This is a genomic window from Gordonia sp. 852002-50395_SCH5434458 (genome assembly GCF_001665905.1).
In the GTDB taxonomy this organism is placed as follows: Bacteria; Actinomycetota; Actinomycetes; order Mycobacteriales; family Mycobacteriaceae; genus Gordonia; species Gordonia jacobaea.
This window is the reverse complement of the sequence record NZ_LZTC01000016.1, coordinates 21,566-33,666: the sequence shown is the minus strand read 5'-3', so window position 1 is coordinate 33,666 and position 12,101 is coordinate 21,566. Positions and strand designations below refer to the sequence as shown.

Genomic DNA, 12,101 nt, shown 5'->3' with positions numbered 1-12,101 from the left:
GGGCTGTGCTGGGGATCCGGGGTGTGCGGGGGTCACATCGTCGATTGTCACCGCTCGCGAGCCGATTCGGTCGAACGAAACGCCGCCCCGTCATCGGGATCACCGGGTTTGCGCGCGCCCTCATCGCGAGCATCCGACGCTCGATCATCGGTCGCGGCCGGTGCGCTCGCGTCGGCCTCTGCCGCCTCGACGCGCTGCGCGGCGCGCGCCCGACGTCCGGGCCGATGCGACGCAGCGAGGTCGAGGGCCGCACGTGCCACCGCATTCGCGGCGTCGCCGTGGCCCGTCCCGAACGCGGACGCCGACATCGCGGCGAGCCGTTCCGGATCGCCGAGGAGTGCGGGAACCTCCGCGGCCACCCAGTCCGCGGTGACCTCGTCATCGGCCACCAGCACCCCACCACCGGCTTCGACGACCGGCAGCGCGTTGAGCCGCTGTTCGCCGTTGCCGTGCGGAAGGGGCACGTAGATCGCGGGGAGCCCGGTAGCCGACACCTCGGCAACCGTCATCGCGCCCGACCGACACATCACGAGATCGGCGGCCGCATAGGCGAGGTCCATGCGTTTGAGATATCCGACGGCCCGATACGGCGGAGCGCCCTCGGGTGACACCGGATCGATCGTGTTCTTGGGTCCATACGCGTGCAACACGCCGATCCCGGCGCGCCCCAACGCGTCAGCAGCACCCGCGACCGCCTCGTTGAGTCGTTGCGCCCCCTGCGATCCGCCGAATACGAGCAGGGTCGGGGCGTCCTCGTCGAGGCCGAAGTAGTGGCGGGCCTTGGCGCGCAGACCCTTGCGGTCGAGGTCAGCGATGACGCCGCGCACCGGGATACCGACCACCTCGGCGCAGTCGAGTCCAGAGCCGTCGACCGCGGCCATCACGACGTCGGCGAAGCGGGCGCCGACCTTGTTCGCGACACCGGCACTGGCATTGGCTTCGTGGATCACGATCGGCAGACGTCGACTCGGCCGCAAATGTGCCCTGGCCGCGAGGTAGGCGGGCATCGAGACGTATCCGCCGAATCCGACGACGACGTCGGCCTTCACGTCGGCGAGGACCTTGCGGGTTGCGAGCACCGAGCGCAACAACCGCGCGGGTGTCTTCGCGAGTTCGACGCCGGGCTTACGTGGCAGCGGGACGGGCGGGATCAGCGCGAGGTCGTAACCGCGTTCGGGAACGAGCGTCGTCTCGAGTCCACGAGAGGTGCCCAGTGCGGTGATCCGTGCGGAGGGATCGAGTCTGTGCACCGCATCCGCTACCGCAAGTGCCGGTTCGATGTGACCGGCGGTGCCGCCACCGGCGACCACAACCGACAGCTTTCGGTCACTGCCTCCCGCAGCCCCGTGGTCGGTTGTCGTGACCCGTGTTTCGTCCGGACCCATACGGTCTGCACTCCGTTCACATCTGTTCTGCTCACCTCGGGAGATCAGCGACCGGTGCCCGACCACCGCGACCCACCCGACATCTTGTCAGCTCGCCCGGTGTGACCGGAATAGCGCCCCGAGTCCGACCGCGACGCCCCCGTCGACGACCCTGTTCGCGTCGAACTCGGCACTCCCCTGCCCGTCGCGCGACGGGCGGATTGGCTTGCACGAGCGGACTCTGACGATCGTCGCGATGGGTTCTGTCGCTCGTGACCACGGGCGTCGTCCCGACGCTGTTGGCGGCCTGAATACCCGACACGGTAGTCGAGACGGACCGGACCCGACCGAGGTGCCCCGCGTCGATCGACGGGTGGACTCGGCTCCGGCGCCGCACCGAAGAAGCGCACGCCGATCGCGCGACGCCAGGCGGGTACCCGATTGGGTGTCGCAGAACGTCGTCCACCGGACGAGGCCGGTGCGCGGCGATCACGCGTGTCGAGACGATTCCGCGCGCTCTCGGCCCGGGTCGGCTTGTAGGCAACAGGCGTCGGCAAGCGGAACCAGCGGCTGACGCGACTGCGCTGGCCGGTCGTCAATGCGGCGACGGCCTCGGGCTCATGACGCGCGGCATTGGCCAACAGGCCGAGCATCGCCAACACCGTCAACGTCGACGTACCGCCCGCCGACAACAGCGGCAACTGGATTCCGGTCACCGGCAGCAGCCCGATGACGTATCCGATGTTGATGAAGGCCTGCGCAGTGATCAGGACCGTGATGGTCGACGTCATCAGCCGCAGGAACGGGTCGGTGCAGCGGTGAGCGATACGGAAGCCGGTGAACGCCAGCACGACGAACAGGAAGACGACGAGCAGTCCGCCGATCAACCCGAGTTCCTCGCCGATGATCGCGAAGATGAAGTCGTTGTGCGCGTTGGGCAGGTAGTTCCACTTGGCGCGGCTCTGACCGAGTCCGACTCCGAAGACGCCGCCGTTGGCCAACGCGAACGTCGCCTGCCGCGCCTGGTAGCCGGCACCTTGCGGATCGTCGATGCCACCGAGGAAGCTCATCACGCGCTGCGACCGGTAGCTCTCGACGAGCGCCAGGACGACGGCGATGCCGACACCGGTGATGACGAACGCCGCGAACACCTTGATCGGCAGCCCTGCGAACCAGAGCAGAGCACCGACGATGATCGCGATGGTGATCGTCGTCGAGAGGTTGGGCTCGAGAATGATCAGCAGGCAGATCAGCAGGCCGACCGGCACGAGAGGCACGAGCAGCTCGCGCAGCGACGAGTTGTCGCGTCGACGTGACGCGAGCAGATGCGCGCCCCAGACACAGAGCGCGACCTTGACCAGCTCGGACGGCTGCACCGAGAGGCCGTTGATGTCGAACCAGCGGCGCGCACCCTGGCTGAGGGTGCCGATTCCCGGCACGAGGACGAGCGCCAACATGATCGTCGTGGCGGCGATCAGCGGGACCGCCATGCGACGAAAGAATCGCACCGGCATGCGCAACGTGAGGTAGAAGACGACCGCACCGAGCACCACGAAGATGACCTGATTGGCGAACAAACCGTAGGCCGACCCGTCCGCGGAATAGCCCTCCACCGACGACGCCGAGAGCACCATGATCAGACCGAACGATGTCATCAGTGCTGCCATCGTCAGGACCAGGTGGTAAGACGCCAATGGCCGGCTCAGGAGATTGCGGACGCCCTCGACCAGCGTCGCGGGAATGGCGGCAGCATCGCTGCGTGAGCGCGGAGCTTTGGGCGCGGTACGTCGTTTCGACGCACGCGGGGAGTCAGAGCCGGCGCTCTTCGCCTCGGTCGACGCGTCTTCTTGTGTCGCCGTCACGGCTGCGTCGCCCGGGGAGCACTCCCCGGCAACGAGCGCGCGGCGGCCGCGAAGGCATCACCGCGTCGTCCGTATCCGGGAAACATGTCCAGCGACGCCGCCGCAGGTGCCAGAAGCACTGCGTCGGGGCGCGGATCGTCGGCCGTGGCCAGCGTCCACGCCTCCGCGACGGCACGGTTCATCACCGCGGTCGCGAGGTCGTCGGAGTTCCCGGGGGCGTCGAATGGGGGTTGTCCCCCGCTCGACACCGGATCCGTTTCTGATCCGAGGGCGCGCTGTGCAATCACACCGCCATCGTCTCCTGTGAATACTGTGACTGTTGGGACTTTTGGGGCGTGTCGCGAAATCGCGTCGACAATGATCGCCCGGTCTCGCCCAATCGCGACAACTCCGGCCAGTCGATCCGCGGAGCCCGTGATCATGTCGTCGACCGACGCACCCTTCAACAGCCCGCCCGCGATGAGCACGACGCGACGGTGTGCACCGATCGCCGCCGCGGCCGCGTGCGGATTGGTGGCTTTCGAATCGTCGACGAAGTCGATGCCGTCGATCGTCACGACCACCTCACCCCGATGCGCCGCGGGACGAAACGCGCTCAACGCCCGACCGATCGCCGACGGCGCGACGCCGATCGCCAGCGCCAACGCCGCGGCCGCCAGGGCGTCGGACACTCCCGACGGCCCCGGGGGGTGAATCGCCGTCGCGGCGATCAGAGGCGTACCCCCGGACTGGCCGTCCTGCTCAGCGGTGAACGCCCGATCGATCAGCTCACCATCGACGACGCCGAGCTCACCCGGTGCGGGCTCGCCGAGGCTGAACCCGACGCGCCGTCCCGGCACGGGAAGGCCCGCGGCGACGGCGTCGTCGAGGCCGACGACACCCACGTCGCCGTGCAGCGCGATCTGTTTGTCGGCCGCGTACGCGGCGAACGATCCGTGCCAGTCGAGGTGATCGTCGGCGATGTTGAGCACGACACCCGCATCGGGAGTGATCGACGGCGCCCAGTGAAGCTGGAACGACGACAACTCGGCGCACAGCACATCGACCCTAGGTTGCGTCTGCATCGCGTCAAGCACAGGCAATCCGATGTTGCCGCACGCTGCGGCGGCGCGGCCGCTCTCGACGACGATGTCGGTCAGCATCGACGTCGTCGTGGTCTTTCCGTTGGTTCCGGTCACGACCAGCCACGTGCGGGGAGCGCCGAGCAGCCCGGCACGGTCGACCCGCCACGCGAGCTCGACCTCGCCCCACACGGGGATCTCGTGCTCGGCTGCTGCGACCATCAGCGGATTGGTCGGCGCGAACCCGGGCGAAGCGATGAGGAGGTCGGTCGTCGCCACCCAGGAGTCGTCGGCCAGGAGCTCGGCGATCGAGATGAGACGGGCGCCGGCGGTCCGCGCGGCATCGGCTCCGACCACACCGGTCGGCTCTACCTCACCGAATCTGTCGTCGGCGATCGTGACCCGAGCGTCGACTCCGAGGAGGAATCGTGCCGCCGACATCCCCGCTGTGCCTGCGCCCGCGACGAGCACGCGCCTGCCGCGCAGATGCAGCTCCGACGATGAGGTCATCACGCTCAGCCGTTGACCGTGAGGAACTCGCCGTAGAACAGCGAGAGTCCCAGCGCACACGCGATGGCTGTGAGCAGCCAGAACCTGATGATCACCGTGGTCTCCGCCCAGCCACCGAGTTCGAAGTGGTGGTGGAAGGGAGCCATGCGGAACACACGACGACCCGTCGTACGGAAGAACGCGATCTGGATGACGACCGACATGATCTCCGCGACGAACAGCGCGCCGATGACCACCGCGAGCAGTTCGGTGCGGGTCGTGATCGACAGTCCCGCGAGCAGACCGCCGAGCGCCAACGAACCCGTGTCGCCCATGAAGATCTTCGCCGGTGCCGCGTTCCACCAGAGGAACCCGAGACATGCGCCGCCACCTGCGACCGCGATCAGCGCGAGGTCCAAGGGGTCGCGCACCTGGTAGCAGCCCCGAGGGATGTCGGCGGCAGGCTTGGCGCCTCCCGAGCAGGCGTTGACGAACTGGAAGAACGTCACCAACACGTAGGTTCCCAGCACCATGGCCATCGACCCGGCGGCGAGGCCGTCGAGACCGTCGGTGAAGTTGACGGCGTTCGACCACGCCGCGACGATCAGCCAGCAGAACACCACGAATGCGACCGAGACCATCGAGATCGCGTCGATGTCGCGGACATAGGACAGGTGCGGACTCGCCGGCGTGTAACCCGAGTCGTTGCGGAAGCCGAGGACGAGCACGCCGAACAGAATTGCCGCGAGGAACTGCCCGATCGACTTGGCGGTCTTGTTGAGCCCCAGATTCCGGTGCTTGCGGATCTTGATGAAGTCGTCGAGGAATCCGACGCCGCCGAGTGCCGTCGCGAGACCCAGAACGAGCAGCCCGGACGCTGTCGGCCCGTTGCCGTCGTGGGTGAACACTCCGACGATGTGCGCTCCGAAGTAGCCCGCCCACAACGCGATCAGGATGGCCACTCCACCCATCGACGGGGTGCCGCGCTTGGTCTGGTGACTCTGCGGCCCCTCGACGCGAATCTCCTGTCCGAATCCCTGGCGGGAGAACACACGGATGAGCACCGGAGTGAGCAGGATCGATACCGCAACGGCGATCGCACCCGCAATGAGGATCTGGGTCACCGCAGCAGTCCTCCCTCAGTTTGCCCGACGGTCACTCGTCGCTCTCCTTGTTCCTGTCTCGTCATCTCCCCAGTCCCGCAGCTCATGTACCCGAACCCGCCCGATCGGCCAACGCCGGATCGGTGCCCGCGACGAGCACCATGTCGTCGGGCGCAGGGCGCCAGTCGTCGGTGTCGAGCGTTGCGGCCGCGTCGTCGACCGTCGCGACCAACCGCGCCTCGTCGCCCCAGGAACCCTCCATCACGGCTCCCTGATGCAGCGCGCGGACCGCACGTGACTCTCCGACGCACAGTGTCTTGTCGACGGCGAGCCGAACGGCGAGTCGCCCCACCCTGTCATGCTCGACGACGCGCTCGTTCTCGGTCAGACCGTCGCGTGTACCCATGTCGCCGATGATCGCCCAGGTGCGCACACGTTCAGGTGAATCCCGTGCGCGCGACACCAGGTCGCGAATCGCACGCGACACCGTCTCGACATCCGCAGGCACGATGACCACGTGTCGTTCCCCTTGGCCGCCATCGGGACTCACCGAGCTGCCCCAGACGTGTTCTCGACGACGCCAGCGAGGGCCTCGGCGACGACGTCCCTGTCGTCGAACGGATGCTTCACGCCGTCGATCTCCTGGCCTGCCTCGTGGCCCTTGCCGGCCACCAAGACGATGTCGCCGGGCCGCGCCCACGCGATAGCCGCCTCGATCGCGCCACGGCGGTCGCCGACCTCCCTGATCTCGACACCCGCTCGACGCTCCTCATCCGGCACGGCCTGTGCACCGGCGAGGACAGCCGCGCGGATCGCGGCCGGGTCCTCGGTCCGTGGGTTGTCGTCGGTGATGACGACGAGATCTGCGCGGCGCGCGGCCACCTCGCCCATCAACGGCCGCTTGGCCGTGTCTCTGTCGCCGCCCGCACCGATGACGACGGCGACACGTCCGCGCGCCTGGTCGTCGAGGGTTGTCAGCACGGCTTCGAGCGCTCCCGGCTTGTGCGCGTAGTCGACGATGGCAAGGAAGTCCTGCCCCCGATCGATGCGCTGCAGCCGTCCGGGAACCGACACGTCGGCGATTGCTGCGGTCGCCGTAGTGACGGGCACACCGGCCGCGACCACGACCGCGACCGCCAGTGTCGCGTTGGCGACGTTGTAGCGGCCGGGCAGCCTGAGCGTGAGATCGTGACCGATCCCGGCGGCGTCGGCGATCTCGACGCGCTGTGAACCGTCGGACTCGATCGTCGACGGTCCGGCATGCCACTCGGCCGGGACGTCGGTCGTCGAGACAGTGATCGGCGCGATGCCCTTACCGCGACGCGCGACGTCGAGCATGCGTCGACCCCATTCGTCGTCGACGCACACCACCGAACGCACCGCTCGGGTCGGTGATCCCGCCGCGAACAGGAGTGCCTTGGCCTCGAAGTAGTCGCGCATCGTCGGATGGAAGTCGAGGTGATCCTGCGACAGATTGGTGAACGCACCGATCGAGAAGTGGGCTCCGTCGACGCGGCCGAGAGCCAGTGCGTGACTCGACACCTCCATGACCACGACGTCGACGCCGCGTTCGAGCATCGCGGCGAGCAATGCCTGCAGGGTCGGAGCTTCGGGCGTCGTTAGTGAACTCGCCTGAGCGACACCGTCGACGCGGGTTTCCACCGTGCCGATCAATCCGACGGTGTGACCGGCAGCCATCAACGCGGCCTCGACCATGTATGCCGTTGTCGTCTTGCCCGACGTGCCGGTGATGCCGATCAGCTTGAGGCGCTGCGACGGGTTGCCGTAGATCCGTGAGCTCACGCCGCCGAGAATCGACCGCGGGTCGGCGTGCACGAGTACCGCGCACGCGGCGTCGGGCGGGAGCACCCGTCCGAGCTCTGCGCGGCCCGCCGCGTCGGTGAGGATCGCCGTCGCGCCACGCTCAACGGCCTCGGCCGCGAACCTGGCGCCGTGCGTGCGGCCACCCGGCAGCGCTGCGAACAGATCGCCCGCGACGATGTCCTGCGCACGCAACGACACCCCGGAGACGGCGGCATCGGCAGGCACCGTCCCGATCAAGTCGAGTCGTGCGCCGGTGGCGGTCGAGAGCACGGAGACGGCCGTGGGTTCGACGTGAGTTGGTCTGTTCAGTCCTGCGGACCGGCGATTCGACGCCATGATGCGATCGCCTCCCTCAGCAGTGGTATCGGTGTCGCGTGTTCGCGCCGGTGCGGCTCGAACCCGGGGATGTGCGGATGCGCGCTCTCCGGAACGCACTCACGATACCGTCAGGACAATTCGTGACGGCGCGCCCACCGGCAAATCAGCGCGCCTCGAGCTTGATCCACGGCGTAGGTGTGGGAGACAGCGGCACTTGCTGGCGCTGCAGAATCCACGAGGCGATCGTCCCGAACAGCGGCGCCGCCGACTGTCCGCCGCTGCCGTCGGAGCTTCGCTTGGGGTTGTCGAGCATGATGCCCACCACGAAGCGCGGGTTGTCGGCGGGAGCGATGCCTGCGAACGTGATGTTGTAGCTCGAGTTCGAGTAGCACCCGCACGCCGGGTCGACCTGCTGCGCTGTACCCGTCTTGCCCGACATCTGATAGCCCGAGACCGCACCCTTGTAGCCCGTTCCCGACTGCACGCCCATCGGGTCCTCCTGGAAGACCCCGCGGAACATGTCGCGAACCGTACGCGCGGTCTGCGGACTGACCACTCGGACACCAGCGGGCCGATCAGCATCCTCGACGTTGCCGCCGTCGCGCTGCTCTGACTCGAGGATGCGCGGTGGCACACGGAGACCGTCGTTGGCGATCGCCTGATACATCGCGGTCATCTGCAGGAGCGACATCGAGAGGCCCTGCCCGATGGGCAGATTGGCGAAGGAACCACCCGACCACTGACTCAGTGCGGGTACCGCTCCACCGCTCTCTGCCGGAAGGCCGACGCCGGTCCGCTGCCCGAGCCCGAAGCGCTTCACCATGTCGGCGAACCGTTGCTCACCGACACGCTTGGCCAGCATCAGCGTTCCGACGTTGGACGACTTACTGAAGATGCCCGCCGTCGTGTACGGCTCGACGCCGTGCGACCACGCATCATTGACGGTGACTCCGGCCATGTTGATACTGCCCGGCACCTGCAACACTTCGTCCGGCCTGGTCAGCCCGTATTCGACGGCGGCGGAGGCAGCGACGATCTTGTTCACCGACCCCGGCTCGAACGGCGAGGTGACCGCCGGGTTGCCCAGGTCGGATTTGGTCTGTTCCGACAGCGGCTTGGATGCGTTGAACGTTCCGTCGTTGGCCATCGCGAGCACTTCGCCGGTCTTCGCGTCGAGCACGACCGCCGACGCCGACTTCGCGCCGGACGCCTGCTTGGCCTTGTTGACCTCGCTCTGCACGAACCACTGGATGTCTGAGTCGAGCGTCAGTTTCACCGTGGCGCCATTGATGGCCGGGTGCACGTTGCGGGTGCTACCCGGGATCACCGCGCCGTCGGAGCCGCGGTCGTACGTCTTCGATCCGTCGGTCCCCGCGAGTACCGAATCCATCGATGCTTCGAGACCGATCAACCCGTTCCCGTCGTAGTTGACGTCGCCGACGACGTTGGCCGCCAGCGAGCCACCCGGATAGAGACGGATCGCCTGCGGGTCGGCGCCCACCTCGGGATAGTCGGCGACGATCCGTGCCGCGACCTCAGGACTCACCGACCGTGCGAGATAGACGAACCCGTCGTCGCTCGTCAGCTTCTTGTGCAGATCGTCGGAACTGATCGATCCGCCGAGCGCCGACGACACACCGTCGGCGATCTCCTTGAGCCTCTTGTCCACATCGGGGTACTCGGGGTTCTTCTTGTGCTCGGCCTCGATCGACTTGCGAACGGCCTTGGGCAAGAACGTGAGTGAGCGCGCTTCGTCGGTGTACGCGAGGGGGCGCCCGTTGCGGTCGAGGATCGCCCCGCGCTTGGCCGTCAGCACCTGGGTGTACTCCCGTTGCTGCGCCGCCTCTGCCGAGATCGACGACGCCTCGATGGTGTGCACGACGATCATCCGGATCGCCACCGCCAACACCACGAGGAGAATCACGACTCCTACAGCGCGACTGCGGAATTCAAAGGTGCGGGGACCTCGACCCCGCCCGCCTCCGCGGCCACCGGTACCCGACCCTCCGCCCGCAGATGCTGGGCGTCGCCCTGACCGGGGCTGCGCAGTGGGCGGGTCGAAACGCTCACCGATCCGCTGAAAACTGGCGCGTGTCATGGTTGTCAATTGTCCACTGCCCTAACGGGCTCCCGCCGAATTTGCGCTCGGCGGGTTGCCATTCGTCTGAGCCGAGGGTGCAACATTCGGATTGGGTGCGGCAGCGGCCCCCGGCGCCGGGGCATCAGCGCGCGCGGGAGCATCGGCGCGTGCCGGGGCGTCGCCACCCTGGTTCTGGGTCGGCGTGGTGTTGGTTCCGGGAGCCGTATTGTTGTTCGGCGCTGGCGAATTGGACGAGCCGGCGCCGGACGAGTTGCTATCGCCGGACCTGGTCGCATCACCGGACTGGGCGGCATTCGAGTCCGATGCGTCTGCACCCCCGAGGCCCATCGAATCACTGACCTTGCTCTTGTCGATCTTGCTGGTGGGATCGGGCTTGTCGTCGGGGTTGATCGTCCCCATCGGCTTGCCGGATGCGGGCTCGGGATCGCCGAGCACCTTGGGCTTGCCATTGGCGCCGACAACCATCCGGGCCGGATTCTGAACCGGGATCATCCCCAATTTCGCTGCCTTGTCGGACAATTCGGGCGCGGAGTCGCCCGACTCGTAGCTGCGCTTGAGACTGTCGCGGCGGTCGACGAGCGACTGGTTGACCTTGCGCTCGATTCCGAGTCGGTAGGAATCCTGCGCGGCCTTCGTCGACAGCCAGAGACTCAACCCGAGACCCACGACGAGCAGCGCGAGAACGGGCACCACGAACGGAACCGACCGCGCACGAGTGAACAGCGAGACACGTCGGACGGCCGAATCGCGGTCACCACGCGTCGACGTAGAGCCCTGCGCCACAACACGATTGCGACGGCGATCGAGCGCACGTTGGGCTGCTCGCGAGCGGTTGGCACGCTCGGATTCGAGATTCTCCCGACGCGGACGACGGGTTGGCGTTGTGGTGGCTGCACCTGCGCTGTCGGCGACGGTGCGGTCGTCGAGCACTGTCATGACCGATTCCTCTCGACACGTTCGATGGCGCGGACCCGTACCGGGGCAGACCGCGGATTCTCGGCGAGCTCGGCCTCGCCTGCCTGCTCGGCACCTCGGGTGACGAGTCTGAACTTGGGTGCGGTCCCCGGCAGTTCGACCGGAAGGCCGGGTGGCGACGTCGAGGTGGTACGAGATGCCAACTCACGCTTGACAATTCGGTCTTCGAGCGACTGATAACTCATCACCACCACGCGTCCACCTACCGCGAGCGCATCGAGCGCTGCGGGCAACGCGAGGCGTAGCGCGTCGAGCTCGTGATTGACCTCGATCCGCAGCGCCTGGAACGTGCGCTTCGCGGGGTGCCCACCGGTCCGACGTGTGGCCGCAGGAATTGCGGCATAAAGCAATTCGACGAGCCGCCCACTTGTTGTGAAGGGTTCGGTCTCACGGGCCCGGAGAACGGCTGACGCGATCTTGCCTGCGAAGCGTTCTTCTCCGTATTCCGACAGCACCCGTGCGAGGTCGCCGTGCGAGTACGTGTTGAGCACGTCTGCCGCGGTCAGGTCGTCGTCCGGATTCATCCGCATGTCCAGAGGGGCGTCGACGGCGTAGGCGAATCCACGATCGGCGCGGTCGAGTTGCATCGACGACACACCGAGATCGAAGAGCACGCCGTCGATGTGGTCGACGCCTGCCGCGGCGAGGACGTCGTCGATGCCGTCGAATCGAGACTGGTGAAACGAGATCCGGTCGCCGAAGCGGGCGAGGCGATCACGTGCGATGTTCAACGCCGACTCGTCACGGTCGATGCCGATCACACGCGCGTCGGGAAATTCGGTGAGTATGAGTTCGCTGTGGCCGCCGGCGCCCAACGTCGCGTCGACGAACACCGGACGGTCGGTCTCCGAGGGGTCGGCACCAGAGTGGGTCAAGGCCGGTGCGAGAAGTTCGGTGATCCGCCGTGCCATGACGGGCACGTGGCCGAATTCTCCGGAACGACGTTCGTCGTCGTGTGGCGCGTTCACCGAATCACCTCCCGACGCGTGCTGTCTGCACGCCCC

General features: G+C 67.3%; 10 protein-coding genes. All 10 read right to left on the bottom strand.

Annotated features, from left to right (window positions below):
* Positions 1-47: 47 nt before the first annotated feature.
* Positions 48-1,385, bottom strand: a complete 1,338-nt coding sequence (murG, locus tag A5785_RS03195; RefSeq protein WP_064864540.1) for an undecaprenyldiphospho-muramoylpentapeptide beta-N-acetylglucosaminyltransferase — start codon at positions 1,383-1,385, stop codon at positions 48-50.
* Positions 1,386-1,429: 44 nt separating this feature from the next.
* Positions 1,430-3,226 carry a putative lipid II flippase FtsW gene (gene ftsW, locus A5785_RS03190; protein ID WP_064864538.1) on the bottom strand — a complete coding sequence of 599 codons (1,797 nt, stop codon included), beginning with the start codon at positions 3,224-3,226 and terminating at the stop codon, positions 1,430-1,432.
* Positions 3,223-4,797 carry a UDP-N-acetylmuramoyl-L-alanine--D-glutamate ligase gene (murD, locus tag A5785_RS03185; RefSeq protein ID WP_064864566.1) on the bottom strand — a complete coding sequence of 525 codons (1,575 nt, stop codon included), beginning with the start codon at positions 4,795-4,797 and terminating at the stop codon, positions 3,223-3,225. The genes ftsW and murD overlap by 4 nt, the downstream gene beginning before the upstream one ends.
* 5 nt (positions 4,798-4,802) lie before the next feature.
* The gene (mraY, locus tag A5785_RS03180; RefSeq protein ID WP_049698236.1) at positions 4,803-5,900 is read right to left on the bottom strand and encodes a phospho-N-acetylmuramoyl-pentapeptide-transferase; all 1,098 of its coding nucleotides are present in this window, start codon (positions 5,898-5,900) and stop codon (positions 4,803-4,805) included.
* Between the two features lie 82 nt (positions 5,901-5,982).
* Positions 5,983-6,396, bottom strand: coding sequence for a UDP-N-acetylmuramoyl-tripeptide--D-alanyl-D-alanine ligase (locus tag A5785_RS03175; RefSeq protein WP_442902837.1), 414 nt, complete (start codon positions 6,394-6,396; stop codon positions 5,983-5,985).
* Between the two features lie 29 nt (positions 6,397-6,425).
* The gene (locus A5785_RS03170) at positions 6,426-8,039 is read right to left on the bottom strand and encodes a UDP-N-acetylmuramoyl-L-alanyl-D-glutamate--2,6-diaminopimelate ligase (RefSeq protein WP_064864565.1); all 1,614 of its coding nucleotides are present in this window, start codon (positions 8,037-8,039) and stop codon (positions 6,426-6,428) included.
* Between the two features lie 145 nt (positions 8,040-8,184).
* Positions 8,185-9,945, bottom strand: coding sequence for a peptidoglycan D,D-transpeptidase FtsI family protein (locus A5785_RS03165; RefSeq protein ID WP_231894292.1), 1,761 nt, complete (start codon positions 9,943-9,945; stop codon positions 8,185-8,187).
* A gap of 5 nt (positions 9,946-9,950) precedes the next feature.
* Positions 9,951-10,091, bottom strand: a complete 141-nt coding sequence (locus tag A5785_RS23610; protein ID WP_231894291.1) for a hypothetical protein — start codon at positions 10,089-10,091, stop codon at positions 9,951-9,953.
* Between the two features lie 49 nt (positions 10,092-10,140).
* Positions 10,141-11,058 (bottom strand): hypothetical protein, encoded by a 918-nt coding sequence (locus tag A5785_RS03160; protein WP_064864532.1) that lies wholly within the window; start codon positions 11,056-11,058, stop codon positions 10,141-10,143.
* The gene (gene rsmH / locus A5785_RS03155) at positions 11,055-12,065 is read right to left on the bottom strand and encodes a 16S rRNA (cytosine(1402)-N(4))-methyltransferase RsmH (RefSeq protein WP_064864530.1); all 1,011 of its coding nucleotides are present in this window, start codon (positions 12,063-12,065) and stop codon (positions 11,055-11,057) included. The genes A5785_RS03160 and rsmH overlap by 4 nt, the downstream gene beginning before the upstream one ends.
* Positions 12,066-12,101: the final 36 nt, after the last annotated feature.

Excerpts from the sequence above, each read along its gene's own strand:
- murG (WP_064864540.1), bottom strand. The coding sequence starts at position 1,385 with ATGGGTCCGGACGAAACACGGGTCACGACAACCGACCACGGGGCTGCG.
- murD (WP_064864566.1), bottom strand. The coding sequence starts at position 4,797 with ATGACCTCATCGTCGGAGCTGCATCTGCGCGGCAGGCGCGTGCTCGTC.
- A5785_RS03170 (WP_064864565.1), bottom strand. The coding sequence starts at position 8,039 with ATGGCGTCGAATCGCCGGTCCGCAGGACTGAACAGACCAACTCACGTC.
- A5785_RS03160 (WP_064864532.1), bottom strand. The coding sequence starts at position 11,058 with ATGACAGTGCTCGACGACCGCACCGTCGCCGACAGCGCAGGTGCAGCC.